Consider the following 24,252-nt stretch of genomic DNA (forward strand, 5'->3'; position numbering starts at 1 on the left):
GAAGATGCATCAGGCGCGTTCCAGTCGATACAGGAACTGGTAGCCGAAGAGTCGCGGCCAAGCCCTCACCATCGCCCGGTCCACGCGGGTGACGCCGCGCACCAGATGCTTGCGAGTCGGCGCAGGCTGAGGACCGTCGACGACGGACTCGAACGGCGTGCCGACGACACGGTGCTCGAGGACCCGTAGATCGCAGTCGGCGAAGAGCCGCTCGATGGTGGTGCGGGTGAAGAACCGGACGTGGCCGCGGTCGAGCGGTCCGCGCTGGTCGTAGTCGAACTTGCCGATGGCGATGCGGCCGCGGGGGTACCAGTGACCGAAGTTCGGGACCGAGACGAGGATCTCGCCGCCGGGCACCAGCTTGGAGACCAGGTCCTCGAGGAGCTGCTGCGGCTCTACGACGTGCTCGAGGATGTCGCCAGCAACGACCACGTCGTAGTCTGCGCCGATGGTGGGGGAAGGGGCTGGTTGAGGTCTGCCTCGATGAACGAGTCGACGCGGTCCGCGACGCCGTCGTGCTTGAGCCGGTCGAGGCCGGTCACGTGGTGGCCGGCACGACGCGCGAGGTCGGCGAAGCGGCCGTCGAAGCACCCGGCGTCAAGGACGCGGGAGGGCTCGCGCGACTGCAGCCACTCGATCAGCACCCCGTGCGATCCCGTGGCCTTGAGCGCGTAGAGATCGGTCTCGGTGGAGGCCACGCCACCGCCGAAGCCGCGCTCACTCGCCCAGTGCCGCACGACATCTGCCGTCACGTCGCGGGCGTACTTCATGCCGTTGACGTAGCAGATCTCGTCACCGTAGTAGGTGGGGATCGGCACCTCGGCGATGCGCTTCCCGGCGCGGATCAGGCCAAGGATGATCTCGGTGTCGAAGTCGAAGTCGTCCGAGTACGACGCGAGGTCGAGGTCGGTGAGGGCGTCGGTGCGGTAGGCGCGATAGCCCGAGTGCCACTCGGAGAGGTGCTGACCGGTGAGGGCGTTCTGGAGACCGGTGAGGATCTTGTTGCCGGCGTACTTGTAGGCCGGCATGCCCCCGGCCATCGCCCCGCCCTTCTCGAGCATGCGCGAGCCGAACACCGCGTCGGCCTCACCCCGGACCAACGGGGTGACCAGGTCCTCGACGCACTCGGGTGCGTACTGCCCGTCGCCGTGCAGGAGGACGACCACGTCGAGGCCGTGCTCGACGGCCCATCGGTAGCCGGCCTTCTGGTTGCCTCCGTAGCCGAGGTTGCGCGCGTGCTTGACGACGGTGATCGGGAACGACGCGGTGTCACGGAACCGCAGCCCGATCTCGTAGGTGTCGTCCTGGCTCGCGTCGTCGCAGACCATCACGTGGTCGACCGAGCGGGCGAAGGACTCCGGGAGCCGGGACAGCGTGCGCTCCAGCGTCGAGGCCGCGTTGTAGGCGACGACCAGGACACCGACCCGCGGCCCACGGTCGTGAGCCGGTTGAGCGTCGCTGAGCACCTCGGCTGCTGACATCGATCTCTCCTCCAGAGCACCGGGAACCACCCCGCACGTGACGGACGCCTCATGAACCGGCCGAGTGTAACCCGCCAGTAGCATCCGCGGGCGCAGTTCGCCGGGGAGTTGACGAGCGCCCCGGCAGGATGTCGCGGAGTGGCTCGTGAGGGTCACTCCAGATGGCATGATGCCCGCCATGGAGACCGCCCTGCAGCTCGTCAACATGACGCGCCTGACCGCCGACCTGCCCCGTGCCACGGGGGCCTACGGCGGTGCCCAGCCCTTCCCGCACATCGTCCTCGACGACGTGCTGCACCAGCCGGCGTTCGCGTCGGCGGTGGCCGGCTTCCCCGGGATCGACGACGCGTTCTGGAAGGCCTACGCGCACGTCAACGAGACCAAGTACTCCAACACTCAGCCCGACACGTGGGCCGACTCGCTCCAGGCCGTGGCCCAGGAGTTCTGCTCCCCGGAGTTCGTCGCCTACCTCGAGGAGCTGACCGGGATCTCGAACCTGATCCCCGACTACACGATGGACGGGGGCGGCCTGCACATGACCAAGCGGGGCGGCCACCTCAACATCCACGCGGACTTCTCCACGCACCACACCCACGAGAACTGGGCGCGGCGGATCAACATCCTGCTCTACCTCAACGAGGAGTGGCACGACGACTGGGGCGGCAAGCTCGAGCTGTGGGACCCGCAGATGACGGCGTGCCAAGGCACGGTCACGCCGGCGGGCAACCGGATGCTGGTCTTCACCACCTCCGGCGACTCGTTCCACGGCCACCCGGACGGGCTCACCTGCCCTCCCGACATGGCGCGTCGCTCGCTGGCGATGTACTACTTCACCGAGGAGGAGTCCACGGTTCGCAAGGCCACCAACTACCAGGCTCGCCCAGAGGAGACCCGGACCCGGAAGGCTGCGATCGCCGCTGACCGGACTGTCCTCGACGTCTACGACCGGGTCAAGCGCCGGCTGGGCATCTCCGATGACGCCGCTCACCGGGTGCTCGCAACACTCTCGAAACTCAGCCGGAGGAAGTAGCTACTCCGAGCCGCGGCGAAGCCAGTGGGTCAGTGGTTGCTCGAGTCTACGCCGCGTGAGCTCGGCCGCTGCCACCGTCAGGCCGACTGCGACGACAGTTCTGGCCGGCCACGCCCAGTCCGGTGTCTGAACGGCCACTGCCCAGAACACCGGGTAGTGCCACACGTACAGGCCGAGCGAGATGGCACCCACCACTCGGAGTGGTCGTGCGCGAAGCAGGCCTCCGACGAGTGGCAGGTCTTCGTTGGTCGTGACACTGAGGAGTACCACCACGACCAGCACGTCCACGACTAGGCCACCCCATCCGGCGTAGGTCCGCACGTCCGACGCCCACACGGCGACAGGAACCATTGCGATGAGTGCCACTGTGCCCGGCCATCTGAAGCGGGATGCGTGCGGTCTGGCCCAGACCCACAGCGCGCCAGCGGCAGCACCCCACAGGAAACTGTCCATCCGGGTGGTGGTCATCAGCAGCGCCTGGTAAGGGCTCTGGGCGTCGAACTCGTGTGCTCGCCAGATCCCAGCGAGCGTCCCACCTGCGGCAAGACCTGTGGCGAGTAGGACTCGATGACGGTGTGCGATCCACACGACGAGACCCAGCACGATCAGCAGCTGCATGTCCACCGAGAGGTACCAGAGGTGGCCCAGGTCGGACCGCGCGATCATGGGGTCACTGATGAGGAACCAGTTCCACGAGGACGTGGCGATGCGAAGCACGGAGGTTCCGGTGTCGTAGTCCTGATAGTCATCAGGCACGACCACGAGGCTCCACACGAGCACAGCGGCGAGGAGTGCGAACACCTGTGTGTGGATCCGTACCCAACGGTGGGCGATACGCCGTGGGACAGCCCTCCGCCGGCCAGCGCTGAGATCATCCAGGGATGCGCGGGTCGCCATGAAGGCGGTGATGGCGAAGAAGACGCTGACGGCGACGTTTCCGCTGGTGAACGGGGCGAAGAGAAGGCGATGGTCGTCGAGATGATCTGTGGGCCAGAGCAGCCAGCCGTGCGACAGCGCCACCAGCAGGATGGCTACGCCACGCAGTCCGTCGACCGCCGGGATGTGGGCGGCTGGATACCCTCCCGACGGTGCGTCGACCCCAGGATCGCCGCCATGTGTCGTCGCGCGTGCCATGGCGGCACTGTAATGAGGGCCGTTGCACAGTCACAGTGCCAGGCCTATTTCATGCAGCACCCCGAGGACCGGACCGCATCTTGCTAGGGTGCCGCGAGGCGAGGCGGCTTGGTAGGTCTCGACCGATCGCCGTCAGGGGGATGGTTCCAAGGATGGGTGCTCGACCCGCAGATCAGACGACGGGCAGCCGGGTCGCTGCACTCGACGGGCTTCGTGGTCTCGTCATCATCACTGTCGTCCTCAACCACGCTGTTGGAAAGCTCTGGCCGCGCGGCCCCGTCTATGACGTCCCAGTCCTGGAGGGCTTGCTCACGGGCGGCGCGGTCACGGTGTTCTTTGTCGTGGGCGCCTTCATCGTCACCCGCAACCTGGTGAGGGAGTACGACGACGACCGCCTCGACCCGGTCCGCTTCTACGTGCGGCGGTTGATACGCCTCGGCGTGCAGATTGTCCCCCTGTGTGGCGTGCTGGTGGCGCTCGACCTCTTTGACGACTCGTACCGTGGCACGACGCGCAACCTTGTCGAGAACGTCACCCACCTGATGACCTACACGTTCAACCTGTGGGGGAGCGACGACCTTCTCGGCACGCGGCCGGAGGTCGGTCACCTCTGGTACCTCAGCGTTCAGCAGCAGGCTTACCTCGTACTCCCCCTCGTTCTGCTCCTGTTCCTTCGCTGGCGACCGGCCCTTATCGGATCTCTCATCATTCTTGCCCTCGCCTGCTTCGCCTGGCGCCAGGTAGTCATCGAGCGTGAGGGGTGGATCGTCGCGTCGACCCTCACTTCCACGCGTGTGGATGCAGTCGTCTGGGGCGTGTCGGCGGCGTTGCTCCTGCCGTACACCGCGCGTTGGGGGCGGTGGCCGGGTGTTGTCGCGTGGTGCGCCGCCGCCCTTGTCGGTCTTAAGCTGGTGCTGTCCGAACTGCCTGAGCTTGCATTCTTGGGAGTGTGGTCCGTCGCGTTCATGGTCGTGGCGGCGGCACTCGTACTAGCCATCTGGAATCTTGACCGACCCACTCGAGTATCGAGGTTCCTGTCCTACGGCTCTTTGCGCGTTCTCGGCAAGTCGTCCCTGACGATCTATGTATGGCACCTCCCGGTCTTCGTCGTGCTGGCACGCCACACCGCAGGCTGGGCATGGCCTATCCGCACCATCACCGGACTGGCGATCTTGGTGGCGATCGTGATCGTTCTTGAGCGACTGGTGGAAGAACCCACCCGCAGGTTCCTCGCGTCGTCTCAGTCCTTGCGCATGCCGGCACGATCGTCGAACGAGCACGTGCCGGGGCACGTACCCGGTGCGGTGACTCCGTCATGACACCCATGAATCGCCAGGGCAACCGGCTCAGTGAGGTCGGCGGTTCACCGTTGGTGATGATGCTCTTCGGCGTCGGCACGGGACTCGTCGTCCTGGCGCAGGTCTGGCGTCTGTGGGACCTCCGAGCTCTCTGGTGGCTCGAGCCGATCAACATCCTCTTCACCAGCGGGAGAGTCGGCGCGACCGTGCTCGCGGTGTGTGCCGGGTACACGTGTGCGGTTCGACTCCTGGATGTACGTGGGCAGGGCGTGTATGCGGTGGCGCGCGCGGTGCTCGGTCCAGTCATCGTGGCCAGTCTGCTCGTTACGGTGGTAACAGGCGCGGTACTGATCCTCGGTGCCACGGACAGCGGAACCCGTCCCGGCGCAGTTGCGGAGCCCGTCCTGCTCCGCCCGATCGTGGGTTCGTACTGGAATCTGTGGATCGTGGACAACCCGGTCGCAGCACCGGACAGCCTTGCCGGCTTGTGGATCATCAGTGCACTCGTGCAGATGTGGCTCGGAGGCTGCGTCGTGCTCGCGCTGCTCGCACGATGGCATCGAGCTCGCCTCGTGCTTCTTGGCGTATTGGTGATCGGGAGCGCCACGTGGCGCGCGTTGCGCACCATCGACGGGGACTGGTTCGAGGCTTCGCTTCACACCTGGGGGCTCGTTGACGCTTTCGCGCTCGGCATCTTGGCCGCACTCGTCGCACCACATCTGAGGTCGAGGGGTGAGGTGTGGGCTGGCTCGGTGTACTCCGCTGCCCTGCTGTCCGCCGGGGGCTCGATCATCGCCGGCAACTTCTTCACCAATGACGCCAGAGTGGCGCTGCTCGCTCCGACAACGGGACTTCTCGCAGCCATTGCGTGCATGGCTGCGCGCTGCACGCCAGATCGCTCGTTGCTTGCCGTTCACGTTGCCAGTCATCCGCGCGTCGTCGCAGCTGCGTCGAGCTGGCCCGGAGTACTCGTGTGGGCTCAGGCAGTCGTCGTCGAGATTCAGGTCCGGACCAACGATGTCGAACCCTGGCTCAGAGTTGTCGTCGCCGCGACGGTCCTCGCCGGAGTGGCGACGATGACTCGCGCGCTCGTCGTAGATCGCCTTGCCGTACTGGCCAGTAGGCGTGGAGCTGGAGGGCCCCACGAGGTGCTCCTGAAGGACTCATCGAAGCCTGTCGTCTAGATGGGCTACCGACGAGTCACTTTGCTGCTACAGTCACTCCGATTTCAGGCCAGTGGGAGGTACGTCACATGCGTAGGGTATTCGGCATCGGGCTTTCGGCCCTGGGTGGCTTCTTGCTCACGGTCGCGGTGATCGCGCAGTTCTGGGCGCCGGGGCAACTGATGAAGACTCCGTTGGGCACGGACAGCCTGACCCTTCTCAGCGGCACGGCCGAACTGGCAGACGGGACCGGCGGAACGTCGTCGTTCCCGGTCCGCGCGTTCAGCGTCACGCACGCCGACTCCGAGCGTTCGGACGCAGACGTGGTCGTCTTCCAGAACTCCAGCTGCCTGGTCAAGGATGAGGACGAGATCACCGAGTGCGTGAGTGCGAGCGACCCACAGGAGCGGCTCATCTCAGCGAGCACCGACACCTTCGCCACCAACCGCCGCACGGCCGAGGCGATCGACGACCCGAAGTACCTCCCCCGAGCGCGGAGGAGAAGTCGGGCCTGGTCAACAAGTGGCCGTTCGAGGCCGAGAAGAAGACCTACAAGTACTGGGACGGCTACGCGGCCGAGGCCGTCGACGCCACCTACGAGGGCACCCAGGACTACGAGGGTCACGAGCTCTACGTCTACAAGAGCGTCGTCAGCGACGTGCCGATCGAGATCTCGTCGGGCGTGCAGGGCACCTACTCCACGGACAAGACGTTCTGGATCGACCCGACCACCGGCTCGATCGTCAACCAGTTCGAGCAGCAGCAGCGCCTCGACTCTGACGGCAACACCTTCCTTGCCCTGGACTTCGGCTTCACTGACGGCCAGGTGAAGAGCAACGCCGACGATGCCGCGAGCAACTCGAGCAAGCTCGACCTGGTCACCGGCACGGTCCCGCTGGTCGGCTGGATCGTGGGCATCCCGGCGCTCCTGATCGGCATCGCGCTGCAGCTGATGCGCCGCCGCTCGGCGTGAGCCAGCCCGCCACCGTCCACGCCGACGACGTCCGGTGGTACGCCGACACGTTCGCGCGCGTGGTGGACAACGTCGAGTCGGCGGTGCTCGGCAAGAGACAGGTCGTCCGGCTGGCGCTGACGTGCCTGGTCTCGGGCGGGCACCTGCTGCTCGAGGACCTGCCCGGCACCGGCAAGACGATGATGGCGAGGGCCCTGGCGAAGTCGCTCGACTGCTCGTTCGCCCGGATCCAGTTCACGCCTGACCTGCTGCCGTCCGACGTCACCGGCGTCACGGTCTACGAGCAGGCCAGCGGCCGGTTCACGTTCCACCCGGGGCCGATCTTCCACAGCGTCGTGCTGGCCGACGAGATCAACCGCGCCTCGCCCAAGACGCAGTCGGCGCTGCTCGAGGTGATGGAGGAGGGCCACGTCACCGTCGACGGGCGCACCCACGAGGTCGGGCACCCGTTCATGGTGATCGCCACCCAGAACCCGATCGAGCAGGCAGGCACCTACCAGCTGCCCGAGGCCCAGCTCGACCGCTTCCTGATGCGCACGCACGTCGGCCACCCCGACGCGGAGTCCACCGAGGCGCTGCTGGCACAGTCGCAGGTGCGCGACCGCGCGGCCGGCCTCACGCCCGTGGTGGGCGCGGCCGAGATCACCCAGATGGGCCAGGTCGCCGACCTGGTGCACGTCGACGGCGCGATCATCTCCTACGTGCGCCGGCTCGCCGAGGCGTCGCGCGAGGTGGCCGACGTGCGCATCGGCCTGTCCACGCGTGGCGCGCTCGCCTGGATCCGCGCGTCGAAGGCCTGGGCGCTGTCCGAGGGACGTGGCCACGTCGTGCCCGAGGACGTCGCCACCCTGGCCCACCCCGTCCTGGGCCACCGGCTGCTGATGGCGTCGGGTGCTGCGTTCGGCGGGGTCACGCCCGACGAGGTCATCGACGGCCTGTTGGCACAGGTCCCGGTGCCGCGCGACCGGGCGTGATCGCAGTGCCGGGAGGCGTGTCCCGCCTCGTCGCCGGCGTCCTGGCTCCGGTGCGGATCCTGACCCCGCTCGGACGCGGGGTGCTGGTGCTCGCCGTGGTCGTGACGGCCCTGGCGATCCGGCTCAACTGGCAGGAGTTCACCCAGCTCGGCGTCGTCGCCTTCGGGCTGCTGCTGCTGGGCCTGCTGTGGCAGGTCCTGCCCGGCACCCCCGTCGCAGACCTCGCCCTGCGTCCGCAGCGGATGGTCGAGGGCAGCCCGGCGCCCCAGGCCACCCTCGAGGTGCACGCGGGCGCCGCGCCGATGCTGTTCCCGAAGGTCGAGGTCCCGGTCGGTCACCGCACGGTCGCCCTCCGTCTGCCGTTCCTCGGTCCGTTCGCGCACCACACCGAGACGGTCCCGCTGCCGTCGCTGCCCCGCGGCGTCCACCGCGTCGGCCCCGTCACCTACGAGAAGACCGACCCGGTCGGCCTGGTCGCGCGTCGCTTCGAGACCGGCGGCTCGGTCGAGCTGCTGGTCTCGCCGCGGGTCACGGACCTGTCCGTCTTCGCCGGCGGGCTGACCAACGACCTCGACGGCGCGACCAGCCAGCAGCTGTCGATGAGCGACCTCGCCTTCCACGCGCTGCGCGAGTACGTCCCCGGCGACGACCTGCGGCACGTGCACTGGCGCTCGTCGGCCAAGGCGGGAGAGCTGCTCGTCCGGCAGTACCACGAGACCCGGCGCGGGCACGTGACCGTGCTGGTCGACTGCGCGCGAGGCGCCTACCCGCGGCTGCGCGACTTCGAGCTCGCCGTGTCCGTGGCGACGTCCATCGCGCTCCGCGCCGTGCGCGACGACTTCGACACCTACCTGCGCTGCGGTGAGCACGTCGCCCGCGGGCGACAGGCCGTGGAGATGACCGACGCGGCGTGCCGGTTCGACGCCGGCGCCGACGACTACCTCGCCCACGCCGCCGAGGCGGCGGGCCAGGTCAGCGGCACCGGCCTGGTGGTGCAGGTGACAGGTGCGGCCCGCGCCCTGGTGCAGCTCGACGCGGCCGCCCAGCGCTTCGGCCGCGGCGCCGACTGGATCGTCGTACGCGCCGACAGCGAGGACGACGCGCGCCTGCGCGACAACGGTGCGTTGCGCGAGATCTCCATCCCGGACCTGGCCCACCTGCAGGACCTGCTCGCCCGGGGGATGCGATGAGCCGCACGCGCGCGGCGCTCGTCGACGTCGCCGTCGTGCTGCTCCTGATGGCGCTGACCCTGTCGATCCTCGACGACACGTTCGCCGACCGCGGCTACCTCGTGGCCGGGCTCGTGCCCGTCGCGCTGATGCTCGGGCTGGCCCTCCTGGCTCGGGAGTGGCACGAGGGCGTGTGGTGGTACGCCCTCCTGGCCGTCGGCCTGTTCGCGCCTCTCGGCGCCCTGGTGGGCCTGCAGCGTCCGGGGCCCTGGATCGTGCCGACGCTGGAGACGATGAACCGCGTCCTGGGCGAGGTCGTCGGCGCCCCCGTCACGCTGGTCAGCAGCGTGCCACCGGTGGAGACGAGCGGCCAGGTGATGCTGGTGCCGTTCCTCGTGGGCTTCCTCGCGGCGGTGCCCGCCGCCTGGCTCGCCGTTGCCACGCGCAGCGCGCTCGCGCCGGTCGCGCCCCTCGTGCTGGCGCTGGCGGCGACCATCCCACTGGGCGTGCTGGTCCCGTCGCTGCTCGTCCCTCGCGGCATCGCCTTCGCGATCGTCGTGGTGGCGTGGGCGGCGGCCCGGGCCCGCCGCCGCGAGTCGCTGGTCGGCCGTGCCCGCGGCTCGGTGCCCGCCGCACTCACGGCGGTGCTGACCGTCGCCCTCGTCTCGGCGGTGGTCACCTTCCTGGTGCCCGACGACAACGAGGTCGACCGCGTCCTGCTGCGCGGCGACGACAACACGCTGGCTGTCTCGGCCGCGGCCGACTCGGTCGTGCCACGCCGGTCCGGCGGCACCGACCAGCTGTTCAAGGCGACCGGGGTGCCCGAGGGGCGCCGGATCCGGTTCGCCGCCCTCGACCACTACGACGGGACCGCGTGGATCCCGGCCACCGAGTCACCGGGCACGGACGGCTACGGCACCTTCAAGCGGATCGGCCGCGAGGTCGCGCCCCTCCATGACGGCCCGACCGTCGACGTCCGGATCCAGCTGCGCCCGGGCTACACCGGCGACTGGCTCCCGATGCTCGGCGAGCTCACCAGGATCGACCTGGACTACACCGACGGCCGCTCACAGCTCGACGACGTCCGCTACAACCAGGCGACGTCGAGCGCTCTCGTCGTGGGCGGCGTCGATCCCCGCGACGACTACACCTTCACGTCCGTGCTCACCGACGGTCCGCTGTCGCGCACGGACCCGACGCGCGAGGCGGACGACGAGCAGCGCCAGCCCGAGGGAGCGTTCCTCGACGAATACCTCCGGCCCTTCGCCCGCGAGGACCTGCCGCCGCTCGCACGCACGCTGCTGCTGGCGCGCTACCTGCGCCTCAACGGAGCCGTCCGGCTCACCGGCACCTCGTCCCAGCGGCCGGTCGACCTCGGGATCCGGATGCTCGGCTCCGACGACATGGTCGGCACGCCGTTCCAGTACTCCGCCCTGATGGCGCTCAGCGCGTCCCGGCTGGGAGTGCCGGCGCGGGTCGTCGTCGGCGCCGAGCCTCGCGCCAACGGCGTCGTGACGCACGACGACGTGACGTCCTGGGTGGAGCTCCAGCTCGCCGACGGCACGTGGCGCACGCTCGGACCCGACCGCTACACGGGCGTCCACGACGCCAGCGGCGACGACGTCGACAAGGAGGACACCAAGGCCTTCGTGGTGCGCGAGCTGAAGTTCGACAAGGACTTCACGTTCCCCAAGGGCACCTTCCTCGGCCTCGACGAGGACGCCGACCTCGGGGAGAAGGACTCGCCCGCCACCTGGGCGCTCGGCCTGGCCGTGGGTGCGGTGCTCCTCGGGTCCGTGCTCCTGCTCGGCGTGGTGATCGCCAAGCGCGTACGTCGCGCGCGCCGGCGTCGTACGTCGTCGTGGTCGAGGCTCCACGTCAACGGCTGGCAGGAGGTGCTCGACGCGGCCCGCGACCGGGGCACGCCGGTGCCGGAGTCGTGGGGCCGGGTGTCCCAGGCAGGCGGGCTGGGGGTGGGGCTCGACCTGGCGCGACGCGCGGACGCGGCGGTCTTCGCGCCGGGCGTCGGCCCGGACGAGGAGGGCTGGGCCTTCTGGCAGGAGTGCCAGGCGCTGCGCGAGGAGGTGCTGGCGTCGGCCGACGCCCGGCACCGCCTGTGGGCACCGTTCAACCCCGCGTCGCTCGTCGCCGGCTGGGCGCGAGGACGCACGGGCGGTCGCTCACGCCGCCAGGTGCGCCACAAAGATCGCCGTTCCCGGCGTCAGCACCCCGCGGGTGCGTGACCACCCGCCCCATACGCGGTCGTGGTCCTCGGGCCACTCGGGCTCGACGAGGTCGGCCAGGACGAAGTGGTGGCGGGCCAGCAGCCTGACCCAGTCGCCGAGGGTGCGGTGGTGCTCGACGTAGGACACGACGCCCGAGGCGTCGTCGACCTCGACGTAGGGCGTGCGGTCCCAGTAGGACTGGGTCGCGGTCAGTCCGGGCTCGCCCGGGTCGTCGGGGAACATCCACCGCGTCGGATGGGTGATCGAGAAGGCGAAGCGGCCGCCGGGCCGCAGCACCCGTCGTACCTCCGCGAGGGCGTCGTCGATGTCGCTGACGAACTGCAGCGCGCCGAAGGAGCAGAAGACGATGTCGAAGCTCGCGCCGGCGAAGGGCAGGTCGGTCGCCGTGCCGCGCACCGACGGGACCCCGATGCCGGTCTCCCCGTCGAGCCGGCGGGAGTGCTGGAGCTGGCGGTGGGACAGGTCGAGGCCGAAGCCGCGTCCGCCGTGGATCCGGACCCAGCGCGAGCACTGGCCGGCGCCGCTGCCCACCTCGAGCACGTCGCGGTCGCTGACGTCGCCCAGGATCGCCAGCTCGTCCTCGGTGTGGCCCTCGGGACCCCACACGAAGCCGGCGTCGCCCAGGAAGGCGCCGTGGGTGGCCTGGTACTCGTCGGCGTAGCGGTCCCAGTCGGGCCCGTTGGCCGCGCGCGACTCCCGTTCGGAGACCGGCCGGCGCTCGACGCGCACCGACTGGGGCAGGTGATCCTCCACGTCGGGAGCCTAGAGGACCCTCCGCGGGGTCCGGACGTAGCGGTGCCGACGCGCCGGGTGGGTGGTCCGGCGCGTCGGCACCTATTTTCAGGGGGGAACCTGCCTGGGTCAGCCCTTCTTGCGGCCGCCGTTGGGCTTCTTGGGTGTCGAGCGGCTGTCGGACGGGTTGGAGCCCGCCTTGATCTCGGCGCCGTCGGAGACGCCGCCCCGGTCGGTGTCGCACCGGGTCGGGTCGGTCTTGGCCTTGCCGTACTTCTTGTTCGCCTTGCCGGTCATCTCGACCTTGTCGGTGAGGCCGTCACGGTCGGAGTCCTTGCGCCTCGGGTTGGTGCGGACCTTGCCGATCTTGATGGTCTTGCCCTTCGAGACCCGGACCTTCTGCTTGATCTTGGTGCCCTTCACCTCCTTGCCGTCGGAGATGCCGTCCTTGTCGGTGTCCTTCTTCAGCGGGTTGGTGCGCACCGTGAACGAGGAGGGCACCTTCTTCTTGCCGCAGACGTAGATGCGCTGCTTGACCGTGACTCCCTTGACCTCCTGGCCGTCGGTCAGGCCGTCCTTGTCGGTGTCCTTCTTCAGCGGGTCGGTCCCGTAGCGGTTGACCTCCTCGCCGTCGGTGAGGCCGTCACCGTCGGTGTCGGGGTTGTTGGGGTCGGTGCCGCGGTCGGTCTCCTCGTCGTTGGGCAGGCCGTCGCCGTCGAGGTCGCCGGGATCGGCGGCGATGGTGAAGGTCGCAGAGTCAGCGGCGCTGGTCGTGCCGTTGGCCGACTGCGTGGCCGTGACCGTGTGCGAGCCGTTGGCCAGCACCACGGTCGAGGAGCAGCTCCAGCGACCGTTGGAGGGGACCACGGCGGTGCACAGGACGCGCGTGCCCTCGCGGACGGTCACCGTCGCGCCGGGCGCGCCGGTGCCGGAGATCAGCGGCGTGGAGTCGGTGACGCGGGCGTTCTGCGCCGGCGAGGTGATGTCCGGCGGGGCCAGCGAGCCCTGCTGGGTGCCGTTGCAGTCCACGCCACCGGCGGGGGCGACCGCGTTGGCCGCCATCGGGGCGATGTCGAGCGAGACGTCAGCCACGGTCGTGCCGATGGGCGCGGGGAGGTTGAGGACCTTCAGGTCGATGCTGAGCAGCGCGTCCATCGTGGCCGAGCCGGTCGCACCCGAGTTGGCGAAGGTCGGCGTGAACGCCGTGACCGTGAGGCTCACGAGCGGGCCGAGAACACCGGGCAGCGCGAGCGACTGCGGCTGGTTGTTCACCGGGATCGGGATCGCGTTGCCACCGATCGTCGCGACGATCGTGGGGGTGGAGGCGAAGCCCGAGGTGCCGGTGGTCCCGTCGGAGCGGGCCTGGAGCACGACCGGGTTGGACACGTCGATCACGGCGGCGCCGTTGAGGAGGTTGACCTGTCCGACCTGCGTCGTGGTGCTCGAGACGACGTCGGAGCCGCCGATGCCGTCGTCGACGAGGTAGGTGCCGCTCGTGGTCGAGGAGGCCCCGACCTGCGCGACCGTCACGTTGAGCGGGGCGGGCAGGCCCAGCTGGCCGACCGAGGCGCCCGCGAGGGTCGTCGTGGCCGCCGACAGGGTGCGGGTGCCCGAGACGACCGGCGTCGCGCAGGCGTTGGCGCCGCCCCAGCGGGCCTCGACGTCACCCGTGATGGCTCCGATCGAGGCGACCGGCGCGGCCGGGACCGGCACGAGCACGCGTGCAGCGGGGTCGTCGACCCCGGCGTTGGTGGACACCGACGCGGTCGCGGAGTCGACCGGGACGGGCGTGCCGCCCAGGGTGGCGTCGAGGTTCGACGAGCTGGCGTTGGCGCCGCCGGCACCGGCGGCGGAGCTCGCCACCGAGCCCTGGCTGTGGCCGACGGCGAGCGTGGCGAGCGACTGCCCGGCCACGGTCGCGCCGAGGCTGAGGATGTCGGAGTGTGCGTTGGCCGCGTAGGTCGCGGGCAACGGTGCGGCGGAGGCCGACTGGGACAGTCCCAGGACCGTGCCCGGGACGACGACGGTCAGGGCGACCGCCGCCTGCGTGAGCCGGGTCCCGAATCGGCTCGGGTGGTGGGTGTGCATCTCGAAGCTCCCCCTCGGAGTGAAGTCGGTCGGTAGATCCACGAGAGATCTACACAACGGTTACAACAGAACAAATACAACAAACGAACGGACCACGCGCAGGTAACGCGCCTTTCTCCGAAAAGACTGAAGATTTTGCTGTGCCACGATCTGCGGGTGGATGACGCAGGCAGCTCCCTGACCCCGCTGGCGGGTGGGTGGTCGGGTCGCACGTTCCTCGGGGAGGCCGGCGGGGAGCGCGTCGTCGTACGCCTCTACCCGCCCGACGACCCGCGCGGGCCGGAGGCACCCGAGGTCGACCAGGCGGTGCTCCACCTCGTGCGCGGCCTGCTTCCGGTGCCCGACGTGCTCGAGGTACGACGACCGCGCCCCGGCACCGGCGAGCCGGGCCTGCTGGTGACCGGGTGGCTGCCGGGGGAGCGGGGCGACGTCGTCGTCGGGCGGCTCGAGGGCGAGGAGGACGCGGACGGGTTGCGCCGCCTCGGTGGGTCCATGGGCACCGTCGCGGCCACGCTCGCGGGGATGCCGGTCCGACGCCCGGGCACGTTCCTCGACGCGGAGCTCGCGCTCGGCGACCTCCCCGACGTCGACCTTCCCGAGTGGGCGGACCACAGGCTCGCGGGCTGGTCGTCCGAGGAGCGGGGGGCGCTGGCGGAGGTGGCGCGCGACGCCCAGGACCTCCTCGACACGGTGGGCCGGGCGAGCCTGGTGCACAGCGACCTCAATCCCAAGAACGTGCTCGTCGGTCCGGGGTCCCTGGTCGTCACGGCCGTGCTGGACTGGGAGTTCGCGCACGCCGGTCACCCGTGGACCGACGTCGGCAACCTCCTGCGCTTCGAGCGGCACCCGGCCTACGTGGAGGGGGTGCTGGCCGCATGGACCGGGCTGCGCGGCGGCACCGCCGAGGACCTCCTCGACGGTGCCCGCGCGGCCGACCTGTGGGCGCTGGTCGACCTGGCGGCGCGCGCCGGCGACAACCCGGTGGCGGACCGTGCTGCGGTCCTGGTCCGAGCTGTCGCCGACAGCGGCGACCTCCATGCCTGGCCCTTCTAGCCCGCCTGCCGGGCCGGGAGGTCCGAGGCCGTCGTGCGGCGCCCCGGTCGCTTCGGCGTCGACCTGGAGTCGGCCGGGTTGGCTCCGGCCTTGACCTCGGCGCCGTCGGACACGCCGCCGCGGTCGGTGTCGCAGGTGGCCGGGTCGGTCTTCGCCTTCCCGAACTTCTTGTTCTTCGATCCGGTGATCTCGGCCTTGTCGGTGAGGCCGTCGCGGTCGGAGTCCTTCTTGGTCGGGTTGGTCCGGACCTTGCCGATCTTGTAGGTGCCCGTGCTCGTCCTGACCTTCTGCTTGATCTTCACGCCCCGGACCTCGGCGCCGTCCTTCAGCCCGTCGCGGTCGGTGTCGGCGCGCAACGGGTCGGTCGTCACGGTGATCGACCGCAGCGTCTTCCGGCCGCAGACCTCGAACGCCTGGCGGATCGTGACGCCCAGCACCTCCTGGCCGTCGGTCAGGCCGTCCTTGTCGGTGTCGGCCCGGGTCGGGTCGGTGCCGAGCTGCACCTCCCGGCCGTCGGTGAGGCCGTCGCCGTCGGTGTCGGCCTTGTTCGGGTCGGTGCCCAGCTGGGCCTCCTGGGTGTTGGTCAGGCCGTCGCCGTCCGGGTCGGTCGGTGTCGGGTTCGGGTTCGGCGTGGGCGCACCTGCCACCGTGAACGTCACCGTGGAGGCCTGGCTCTGGCCGGCAGGTCCGGCCTGGGTCGCCGAGACCGTGTGGGGGCCCGGCTGCAGGACCGCGCCCGACGAGCACGACCACTGGCCGTTGCTGCCCACCGTGGCCGTGCAGAGCACCGTCGAGCCCTCGCGCACGGTGACCGTCAGCCCGGGCTGGCCCGTCCCGGAGAAGTCGGGCGTGGTGGCCTGCACCGTTGCGCCCGCCGCAGGCGAGCTGATGACCGGGGGAGCCACGCTGCCACCGGCCGCGTCGATGGTGAAGGTGACGCTCGTCGCGGGTGAGGTGTTGCCGGCCGCGTCGGTGGCGGTGGCGGTGTAGGTGGCCTCACCGCCGGGCAGCGGGGTGGTCGGGGTGCACGTCCAGCTCCCCCCGGGGCCGGTGACGGCGGTGCAGACCTCGTTGCCGCTGGGGTCCTCGACCACGACGGTGGATCCGGGCTCGGCGGTGCCGGAGAACGGCGGCGTCGGGTCGGTCGTCGTGGAGCCGCCGGCCGGTGCCGTGATGACCGGCGCGGTGGGCGCGGTGGCGTCGATCGTGAAGGTGACGTCGGCCGCGGGCGAGGTGTTGCCGCCGGCGTCGGTGGCGGTGGCGCTGTAGGTGGCCTGGCCCGCGGGGAGCGGGGAGGCGGGCGTGCAGGTCCAGCTGCCGCCCGCTCCGGTGGTCGCGGTGCAGACCTGGGTGCCGCCGGCGTTCCTGACCACGACGGTGGATCCGGGCTCGGCGGTGCCGGAGAACGTCGGCGTGGTGTCGTTCGTGACCGAGCCCGCTGCCGGGGAGGTGATGACGGGGGCGCCGGGCGCCGTGGTGTCGACCGTGAACGTCACGGTCGCGTCGGGCGAGGTGTTGCCGGCCGCGTCCGTGGCCGCTGCGGTGTAGGTGTGCTGGCCGCCGGGCAGCGGCTCGTCGGGGGTGCAGCTCCAGCTGCCACCGGCACCGGTGACGGCGGTGCAGACCTCGTTGCCGTCGGAGTCCTCGACCACGACGGTCGACAAGGCCTCGGCGGTGCCGGAGAACGGCGGCGTCGAGTCGGTGGTCGTGGAGCCCCCGGCGGGTGCCGTGATCACCGGCGCGGTGGGCGCGGCGGTGTCGATGGTGAAGGTGACGTCGGTCCCGGCTGAGGTGTTGCCGGCCGCGTCCGTCGCCGTGGCGGTGAAGGTGTCCTCACCGTCGGGCAGCTGCTGGGCGGGGGTGCAGCTCCACTGACCGCCCGCACCGGTGACGGCCCGGCAGACCTCGGCGCCGTCGGAGTCCTCGACCACGACCGTCGACCCCGGCTCAGCCGTGCCGGAGAACTCCGGAGTGGCGTCGTCGATGACGGTGTCGTCGACCGGGGCACTGATGACCGGGGCGCCGGGGGGCGTGGTGTCGACGCTCTCGGTGTCGATCGTGAACGTCGTCGTCGCCGTCGCGGTGTTGCCGACCGCATCGGTCGCGGTGGCCGTGTAGGTGTCCTCGCCCTCGGGGAGCGGAGTCGCGGGCGTGCAGCGCCAGATGCCGCCGGGGCCCGCGGTGGCGGTGCAGACCTCGTTGCCGTCGGAGTCCTCGACCACCACGGTCGAGCCGGGCTCGGCGTTGCCGGAGAGCTCCGGGGTCGTGTCGCTCGTGGTGGACCCGTTCGGCGGTGCCACGACGTCGATCGTGGTGAAGGTGTCGATCGTGAAGGTGACCGCTGCGTCGGGGGAGGTGTTGCCGGCCGCGTCCGTGGCCGTGGCGGTGTAGGTCGCCTCGCCGTCGGGTCGCGGCGCGGCGGGCGTGCAGCTCCAGCTGCCACCGGCACCGGTGACGGCGGTGCAGACCTCGTTGCCGTCGGAGTCCTCGACCACGACGGTCGAGAAGGCCTCGGCGTTGCCGGAGAACGGCGGCGTCGAGTCGGTGGTGGTGGAGCCCCCGGCGGGTGCCGTGATCACCGGCGCGGTGGGCGCGGCGGTGTCGATGGTGAAGGTGACGTCGGCCGCGGGCGAGGTGTTCCCGGCCGCGTCCCTGGCCGTGGCGGTGTAGGTGGCCCGGCCGACGGGGAGCGGGCTCGTCGGGGTGCAGCTCCAGCTGCCGCCGGCACTGGTCGTGTCGGTGCAGACCTGGTTGCCGCCGGCGTTCCTGACGACGACCGTCGAGCCGGGTTCTGCGGTGCCGGTGAACTCCGGCGTGGTGTCGTTCGTGACCGAGTCCTGCGCCGGTGTCGTGATCACCGGGACGGTCGGGGCGGTGGTGTCCACGGTGAATCGGACGCTCGCCTCGGGTGAGGTGTTGCCGGCCGCGTCCGTGGCGGTGGCGGTGTAGGTGGCCTCGCCGTCGGGGAGCGGGGAGGCGGGCGTGCAGGTCCAGCTGCCACCGGTCCCGGTGGTCGCGGTGCAGACCTGGGTGCCGCCGGCGTTCCTGACCACGACGGTCGAGCCGGGCTCGGCGATGCCGGAGAACGTGGGCGTCGCGTCGTCGGTGGTGGAGCCGTTGGCGGGGGAGGTGATGACCGGGGCGCCGGGCGGAGTGGTGTCGTCACCACCGGGGTCGATGGTGAAGGTGGTCGTGTCGGTCGCCGTGTTGCCGGCCGCGTCGGTGGCGGTGGCCGTCAGGGTGTGCGAGCCCGCCGACAACGCGCTTCCGGGGGTGCACGACCAGCTGCCGTTCGCCGCGACGGTCGCGGTGCAGACCTGGGTCGCGCCCTCCCGGACGACGACGGAGGCACCCGCCTCGCCCGTTCCGGCGACCAGCGGGGTGACGTCGTTGGTCGTGGAGCCGCTGGCCGGCTCGACGAGGTCGATCGTCGTCGCGGTGTCGATGGTGAAGGTGACGTTGGTCGCGGGGGAGGTGTTGCCGGCGGCGTCGGTGGCGGTGGCGCTGTAGGTGGCCTGGCCCGCGGGGAGCGGGGAGGCGGGCGTGCAGGTCCAGCTGCCGCCGGATCCGGTGGTCGCGGTGCAGACCTGGGTGCCGCCGGCGTTCCTGACCACGACGGTCGAGCCGGGCTCGGCGGTGCCGGAGAACGTCGGCGTCGTGTCGTTGGTGGTGGAGCCGCCGGCCGGGGAGGTGATGACGGGGGCGCCGGGCGCCGTGGTGTCGATGACGGGGCACTCGACGCCGCCCTGGGGAGCAGTGGCCTGCACCGACATGGGCGCGAGGTCGAGGTTGACGTCGGCGGCCGGGCGCCCGAGGCCACCGAGCACGTTGAGGTCGATGCTGAGGAAGGCGTCGGTCGATGCCGCACCCGTCGCGCCCGACGAGGTGTTCTGCGCGGCGCGCACGGAGACCGTGAGGTTGGCCAGCGCGCCGAGGACGCCGAGGTTGATCTGTCGGCTGCCCCCGGGAAGGATGTTGACGGTCGTGCCGTTCGCGGTGACGGAGACCGACGGCGGGTTCGTGTAGGACGCCGTTCCGGTGGTGCCGTTGGACCGGGCCTCCAGCACGACCGGGCGGGCGACCTTGATGCCCACGGTGCCGCCGAGCAGGGAGATGTCACCGATGCTGGTGGTCGTGCGCGACACGACGCTGGAGCGTCCCGTGCCGGGATCCTCGAGGAACGTCCGGGTCCGCGCCTGGGAGGCGCTGACGTCTGCGACGGTGCCGAGGATGGGCAGCGAGGCGAGGGTGAGGCCGGCGAGCTGGGTCTGGGCGTCGGAGAGGACGCGGACGCCGGTGGCGTCTGCCGGGGCGCACGTGGCGGGGTTGCTGGAGTACGTCGCCTCGGTGTCGCCCCGGATCGTGCCGACGTTGATCACCGGCGCGAGGTTCACGCCCAGGAGGTCCTGCGGGTCCGGGTTCACGCTCGGCGGAGCGGTCGACACCTGCTGGCCCAGGGCGAGGCCGGTCCCGGCGAGGTTGCCGTCGAGGTTGGCGGAGGTCGCCGTGCTCCCACCCGTCGTCGCGGTGCTGGTCGCGGTGCTGCGGCTGTGGCCGACGGCGACGCCGGCCAGGTCGAGCGTGAGCAGGTTGACGTCGAGCCCGACCACGTCGCCGTGGGCGTTCGCCGAGTAGGCGGCCGGCAACGGCGCCGCCGATGCCGGCGTCGACGTCAACGCCAGCGCCATGACCGGCACGAGGGCGAGCGTGGTGGTCGCGGACAGCAGTCGGCGGAGTGAGTGGTGCGGCATGGTCGTTATCCCCCTGGAAGCCCATCTGGTCAGGCGCTGACGCGGATCGCGCTGCCCCCCTGTACCCAGTAACGACATACCAACAAATGAGTAACGAGACTTCAACGCCAATCTTCTCGAGCGGCGCGGGAACCGGGCTCGGACGAGCTCGAGGCCGGAGCGTCCGACGGCGAAGCGCTGAGCGTGCGTCGCCGGTTGGACGTCAGCGCTCGATCACGCGTAAAGTTCCTTGTTGCGCCAGACCTCTGCCCGGCTTCCATACCGAGCGAACCCGGGCTCGCCGAGTCCTCGGCGGTGACCAGTCACCACCGACGGCCAGTGAAACGGATGTCTGCGTGCGTCCGCACGACTCCATCCATCCAAGGAAATTCCTTCCATATGACGAGCACCCTCTCCACTCTTCCGGACTACGACGCGCCCCAGGTGGCCGTCAACGACATCGGGTCCGAAGAGGACTTCCTCGCGGCGATCGACGCGACGATCAAGTACTTCAACGACGGCGACATCGTCGACGGCACCATCGTCAAGGTGGACCGCGACGAGGTCCTCCTCGACATCGGCTACAAGACCGAGGGCGTCATCCCCTCGCGCGAGCTGTCCATCAAGCACGACGTCGACCCCAACGAGGTCGTTTCCGTGGGCGACAAGGTCGAGGCCCTCGTCCTCCAGAAGGAGGACAAGGAAGGTCGCCTGATCCTGTCCAAGAAGCGCGCCCAGTACGAGCGCGCCTGGGGCACCATCGAGCAGGTCAAGGAGGAGGACGGCGTCGTCGAGGGCACCGTCATCGAGGTCGTCAAGGGCGGCCTCATCCTCGACATCGGTCTCCGCGGCTTCCTGCCGGCCTCGCTCGTCGAGATGCGTCGCGTCCGCGACCTGCAGCCCTACGTCGGCCAGACGCTCGAGGCGAAGATCATCGAGCTCGACAAGAACCGCAACAACGTGGTCCTGTCGCGCCGTGCCTGGCTCGAGCAGACCCAGTCCGAGGTCCGCCACGGCTTCCTGACCCAGCTCCAGAAGGGCCAGATCCGCAAGGGTGTCGTCTCCTCGATCGTCAACTTCGGTGCGTTCGTGGACCTCGGCGGCGTCGACGGCCTCGTGCACGTCTCCGAGCTGTCGTGGAAGCACATCGACCACCCGTCCGAGGTCGTCGCCGTGGGCGACGAGGTCACCGTCGAGGTCCTCGACGTGGACATGGACCGCGAGCGTGTCTCCCTGTCGCTGAAGGCGACGCAGGAGGACCCGTGGCAGCACTTCGCCCGCACCCACCAGATCGGCCAGATCGTCCCGGGCAAGGTCACCAAGCTGGTGCCCTTCGGTTCGTTCGTCCGCGTCGAGGAGGGCATCGAGGGCCTCGTGCACATCTCCGAGCTGGCCGAGCGCCACGTGGAGATCCCGGAGCAGGTCGTCCAGGTCAACGACGACGTCATGGTCAAGATCATCGACATCGACCTCGAGCGTCGCCGGATCTCGCTGTCGCTCAAGCAGGCCAACGAGACCGCTGCGGCCGCCGACGTGGAGGAGTTCGACCCGACCCTCTACGGCATGACCGCGACCTACGACGAGCAGGGCAACTACGTCTACCCCGAGGGCTTCGACCCCGAGACGGGCGAGTGGCTCGAGGGCTTCGACGAGCAGCGTGCGGTCTGGGAGGACCAGTACGCCAAGGCGCACGCCCGCTGGGAGGCGCACGTCAAGCAGCAGGAGGAGGCCAAGCAGGCCGAGGTCGAGGCCGGCGAGGCCACGTCCTACTCCTCCGGCGGCGACGACGCGGCCGAGACCGGTGGCGACACCGGCGGCTCGCTCGCTTCCGACGAGGCGCTGCAGGCGCTCCGCGAGAAGCTGACCGGCGGCTCCAACTGATCCGCTGATCCACCAGTAGCACCAGCACGACGGCCCGCCGGGACCTCCCGGCGGGCCGTCGTGCCATTTCCGCACGCGGAGGCCCGGTGGTGCGGGAGCATGGTCCGCCGGACCGAGCCGGCACGAACGAGAGGCGGCCGCGATGGCACGCACCGGGCAGCAGATGCGCCTGCGCACGGCGAAGGCGATGGCCCGCGAGGGAGGGGGCACCCGCCCGGCCGCGAGCGAGGGATCCCGGATGGGGGACCGGCTCCGCTACTGGTTCGACAACAGCATGTCGCGGGGGACACCCGCCCTGATCGCCTGGCTGAGCGTGGCCACGCTCGTGCTGATCGTCGTATTCTCGCTCTTCGTCTCGCTGCTGGGCCTGCGGCCGCCGGCCGACGGGGTCCCGGACGACTTCCTGCACGAGATGTTCTACAGCCTGCTCCACGCCCTCGACCCGGGCACGATCGGCGGTGACGACCCGACCTCGTGGCGCTTCGTGGTGACCATGCTGGTGCTGACCATCGCCGGCCTGTTCATCGTCAGCGCGCTGATCGGCGTCATCGCCGCTGGCATCGACACGAAGCTCGCCGACCTGCGGCGCGGCCGGTCGATCGTCCTCGAGCGCGACCACACCGTGATCCTCGGATGGTCCGACTCGATCTACACGATCATCTCCGAGCTCACGCTCGCCAACGAGAGCCGGCACAAGCCGGTGGTCGTGATCCTCGCCGACCGCGACAAGGTCGAGATGGAGGACGAGGTCAAGGCCAAGGTGCCCGACCTGCGCGGCACCCGGGTGGTGTGCCGTTCGGGCTCACCGATGGACATCGACGACCTGGCGCTCAGCAGCCACACCACGGCCCGCTCGGTGATCCTGCTCGCACCGGACTCCGAGGACCCCGACAGCGAGGTGATCAAGACGCTGCTCGCGCTCACCCACGGTGGCAACGACGGCCCCACGATCGTGGCCGAGATCCGCAACCCCTCCAACCTCGAGGTCGCGCGGCTCGTCGGCACCGACCGCACGGTCCTGCTCGACATCCGGGAGACGGTGGCCAAGCTGGTCGTCCAGACCTCGCGCCAGTCCGGCGCCGCGGCGGTCTACACCGAGCTGTTCGACTACGACGGCGACGAGATCTACTTCCTCGAGCACCACGACCTCGGTGCCCTGACCTACGCCGAGACGCTGCTCGCCTTCGAGAAGGCGTCGGTGATCGGGATGATCGAGGACGGCGTGCCGACCCTCAACCCGGCCGGCGACACCCTCGTCGGCAACCGGACCCTCGTGGTCGTCGCCGAGGACGATGCCTCGCTGGAGACCGAGTCCCGCTCCGCCACGCGGCCCGACCTCGACGCGCTGGGCACCGTCGCCGGCGTCGAGGAGGCAGCCACGCAGGCGGTGCTGGTCGGCTGGAACGAGCGCGCGCCGATCGTCGTGCGCGAGCTCGATCACTACGCCGCGCGCGGCTCCACGCTCACGATCCTCACGTCGTTCGGCACTCCCGAGGTCCCCGCCCTCGACAACATCGAGGTGACCGTGGTGCCGGCCTCGACGACCGATCGCGCCACGCTGGAGACGTACGTCGTCGACGGGCTCGACCAGGTGATCGTGCTCTGCTACTCCGACCACCTCGGGGTGCAGGCCGCGGACGCCCGCACCCTCGTGACGCTGCTCCACGTGCGCGACATCCTCAAGAACCTCGACTCGGCGACACCGGTGGTCAGCGAGATGCTCGATGACCGCAACCGGGTGCTGGCCCAGGTCGCGCACGTCGACGACGTCGTCGTCAGCGGTGAGATCGTGAGCCTGCTGATCACCCAGCTCTCGGAGGACCGCAGGCTCGAGGCGGTCTTCGAGCAGCTGCTCGGCGACGAGGGGAGCGAGATCTACCTGCGACCCGCGGAGTGGTACGTCCAGCCCGGCCGCCAGGTCACCTACGCCACGGTCGTCGCCGGCGCGGCGGCCCGGGGCGAGACGGCGCTGGGCGTGAAGTCCGCCGCGCTGGCCGACGAGGACCCCGGTGCCGGCGTGGTGGTCAACCCGGCCAAGTCGCACGTGTTCGACGTACGCCCCGGTGACCGGGTCGTCGTGCTCGCCGACAGCTGAGGTCAGGGGCGGGGAACCAGGTGGCGGCGCTCCTCGACGGGGCCGAGCTCGTCGCGGGGGTGGCTGGTGGAGGCGGGGCCGGCGAACCGGTCGTGGCGGGCGTAGCTGACCAGCAGCGAGACGAGGGCGGTCAGGACCAGGAGGGCGATGATGGTGTTCATGGCAGTAATCATTCGCCCATCTGATTCCCGCCACCAGTGGCAGG

General features: G+C 70.4%; 16 protein-coding genes and 1 pseudogene. 10 read left to right on the plus strand and 7 right to left on the minus strand.

All coding sequences use genetic code 11. The annotated features are described in order from the left end of the window. Positions 1 to 9: 9 nt before the first annotated feature. Both BLV76_RS22895 and BLV76_RS17280 read right to left on the minus strand, forming a co-directional pair. Positions 10 to 432: a methyltransferase domain-containing protein gene (locus tag BLV76_RS22895; protein WP_217630376.1), complete on the minus strand. Its 423-nt coding sequence runs from the start codon at positions 430 to 432 to the stop codon at positions 10 to 12. Continuing rightward, positions 396 to 1,481: a glycosyltransferase gene (locus BLV76_RS17280; protein WP_217630377.1), complete on the minus strand. Its 1,086-nt coding sequence runs from the start codon at positions 1,479 to 1,481 to the stop codon at positions 396 to 398. The genes BLV76_RS22895 and BLV76_RS17280 overlap by 37 nt, the downstream gene beginning before the upstream one ends. Before the next feature lie 178 nt (positions 1,482 to 1,659). Between BLV76_RS17280 and BLV76_RS17285 the strand changes: the two genes are divergently transcribed. After that, entirely contained in the window at positions 1,660 to 2,511 is an 852-nt protein-coding gene (locus tag BLV76_RS17285) for a 2OG-Fe(II) oxygenase (protein ID WP_175539722.1), read from the plus strand. Here the strand turns inward: BLV76_RS17285 and BLV76_RS17290 are convergent, their stop codons facing one another. Next, complete coding sequence (locus tag BLV76_RS17290; protein ID WP_090970597.1) at positions 2,512 to 3,645, minus strand: acyltransferase family protein; 1,134 nt, start codon at positions 3,643 to 3,645, stop codon at positions 2,512 to 2,514. It abuts the gene before it with no gap. A gap of 152 nt (positions 3,646 to 3,797) precedes the next feature. On the opposite strand from BLV76_RS17290, the gene BLV76_RS17295 reads away from it, so the two are divergent. From BLV76_RS17295 to BLV76_RS17320, 6 genes and pseudogenes are all read left to right on the plus strand, one after another. Further along, on the plus strand, positions 3,798 to 4,964 hold the full coding sequence (locus BLV76_RS17295) for an acyltransferase family protein (protein ID WP_175539723.1): 1,167 nt from the start codon (positions 3,798 to 3,800) through the stop codon (positions 4,962 to 4,964). Between the two features lie 5 nt (positions 4,965 to 4,969). Further along, positions 4,970 to 6,127: a hypothetical protein gene (locus tag BLV76_RS17300; protein WP_090970601.1), complete on the plus strand. Its 1,158-nt coding sequence runs from the start codon at positions 4,970 to 4,972 to the stop codon at positions 6,125 to 6,127. Positions 6,128 to 6,195: 68 nt separating this feature from the next. Next, positions 6,196 to 7,079, plus strand: a pseudogene (locus BLV76_RS23195) (PorA family protein). Then, positions 7,076 to 8,053, plus strand: a complete 978-nt coding sequence (locus BLV76_RS17310) for an AAA family ATPase (protein ID WP_090970605.1) — start codon at positions 7,076 to 7,078, stop codon at positions 8,051 to 8,053. The pseudogene BLV76_RS23195 and the gene BLV76_RS17310 overlap by 4 nt, the downstream one beginning before the upstream one ends. A 17-nt stretch (positions 8,054 to 8,070) precedes the next feature. Beyond that, entirely contained in the window at positions 8,071 to 9,243 is a 1,173-nt protein-coding gene (locus BLV76_RS17315; protein WP_139306616.1) for a DUF58 domain-containing protein, read from the plus strand. Then, complete coding sequence (locus BLV76_RS17320) at positions 9,240 to 11,465, plus strand: transglutaminaseTgpA domain-containing protein (protein WP_090970609.1); 2,226 nt, start codon at positions 9,240 to 9,242, stop codon at positions 11,463 to 11,465. The genes BLV76_RS17315 and BLV76_RS17320 overlap by 4 nt, the downstream gene beginning before the upstream one ends. Here the strand turns inward: BLV76_RS17320 and BLV76_RS17325 are convergent. Together BLV76_RS17325 and BLV76_RS17330 are read right to left on the minus strand one after the other, a co-directional pair. Further along, complete coding sequence (locus BLV76_RS17325; RefSeq protein ID WP_090970610.1) at positions 11,403 to 12,221, minus strand: class I SAM-dependent methyltransferase; 819 nt, start codon at positions 12,219 to 12,221, stop codon at positions 11,403 to 11,405. The genes BLV76_RS17320 and BLV76_RS17325 overlap by 63 nt on opposite strands. Positions 12,222 to 12,329: 108 nt before the next feature. After that, a complete protein-coding gene (locus BLV76_RS17330) occupies positions 12,330 to 14,288 on the minus strand; it encodes an Ig-like domain-containing protein (RefSeq protein ID WP_090970612.1) in 1,959 nt (652 codons plus the stop codon). Between the two features lie 156 nt (positions 14,289 to 14,444). Between BLV76_RS17330 and BLV76_RS17335 the strand changes: the two genes are divergently transcribed. Continuing rightward, positions 14,445 to 15,341, plus strand: a complete 897-nt coding sequence (locus tag BLV76_RS17335; protein WP_245734728.1) for a phosphotransferase family protein — start codon at positions 14,445 to 14,447, stop codon at positions 15,339 to 15,341. Here the strand turns inward: BLV76_RS17335 and BLV76_RS17340 are convergent. After that, a complete protein-coding gene (locus tag BLV76_RS17340) occupies positions 15,338 to 20,092 on the minus strand; it encodes an Ig-like domain-containing protein (protein WP_090970614.1) in 4,755 nt (1,584 codons plus the stop codon). The genes BLV76_RS17335 and BLV76_RS17340 overlap by 4 nt on opposite strands. A gap of 378 nt (positions 20,093 to 20,470) precedes the next feature. Here BLV76_RS17340 and rpsA point away from each other — a divergent pair, with 378 nt between their 5' ends. After that, entirely contained in the window at positions 20,471 to 21,952 is a 1,482-nt protein-coding gene (gene rpsA / locus BLV76_RS17345; RefSeq protein WP_090970616.1) for a 30S ribosomal protein S1, read from the plus strand. A 142-nt stretch (positions 21,953 to 22,094) separates the two neighbouring features. Beyond that, positions 22,095 to 24,047, plus strand: a complete 1,953-nt coding sequence (locus BLV76_RS17350) for a CASTOR/POLLUX-related putative ion channel (protein WP_090970618.1) — start codon at positions 22,095 to 22,097, stop codon at positions 24,045 to 24,047. Positions 24,048 to 24,049: 2 nt separating this feature from the next. Here BLV76_RS17350 and BLV76_RS22665 read toward each other — a convergent pair whose 3' ends face one another. Continuing rightward, positions 24,050 to 24,208, minus strand: coding sequence for a hypothetical protein (locus tag BLV76_RS22665; protein WP_175539725.1), 159 nt, complete (start codon positions 24,206 to 24,208; stop codon positions 24,050 to 24,052). Positions 24,209 to 24,252: the final 44 nt, after the last annotated feature.

It is taken from the genome of Nocardioides exalbidus (assembly GCF_900105585.1).
Taxonomy (GTDB): Bacteria; Actinomycetota; Actinomycetes; order Propionibacteriales; family Nocardioidaceae; genus Nocardioides; species Nocardioides exalbidus.

Excerpts from the sequence above, each read along its gene's own strand:
- BLV76_RS17280 (WP_217630377.1), bottom strand. The coding sequence starts at position 1,481 with ATGTCAGCAGCCGAGGTGCTCAGCGACGCTCAACCGGCTCACGACCGT.
- BLV76_RS17285 (WP_175539722.1), top strand. The coding sequence starts at position 1,660 with ATGGAGACCGCCCTGCAGCTCGTCAACATGACGCGCCTGACCGCCGAC.
- BLV76_RS17290 (WP_090970597.1), bottom strand. The coding sequence starts at position 3,645 with ATGGCACGCGCGACGACACATGGCGGCGATCCTGGGGTCGACGCACCG.
- BLV76_RS17295 (WP_175539723.1), top strand. The coding sequence starts at position 3,798 with ATGGGTGCTCGACCCGCAGATCAGACGACGGGCAGCCGGGTCGCTGCA.
- BLV76_RS17300 (WP_090970601.1), top strand. The coding sequence starts at position 4,970 with ATGAATCGCCAGGGCAACCGGCTCAGTGAGGTCGGCGGTTCACCGTTG.
- BLV76_RS17320 (WP_090970609.1), top strand. The coding sequence starts at position 9,240 with ATGAGCCGCACGCGCGCGGCGCTCGTCGACGTCGCCGTCGTGCTGCTC.
- BLV76_RS17330 (WP_090970612.1), bottom strand. The coding sequence starts at position 14,288 with ATGCACACCCACCACCCGAGCCGATTCGGGACCCGGCTCACGCAGGCG.
- BLV76_RS17340 (WP_090970614.1), bottom strand. The coding sequence starts at position 20,092 with ATGCCGCACCACTCACTCCGCCGACTGCTGTCCGCGACCACCACGCTC.
- rpsA (WP_090970616.1), top strand. The coding sequence starts at position 20,471 with ATGACGAGCACCCTCTCCACTCTTCCGGACTACGACGCGCCCCAGGTG.
- BLV76_RS17350 (WP_090970618.1), top strand. The coding sequence starts at position 22,095 with ATGGCACGCACCGGGCAGCAGATGCGCCTGCGCACGGCGAAGGCGATG.
- BLV76_RS22665 (WP_175539725.1), bottom strand. The coding sequence starts at position 24,208 with ATGAACACCATCATCGCCCTCCTGGTCCTGACCGCCCTCGTCTCGCTG.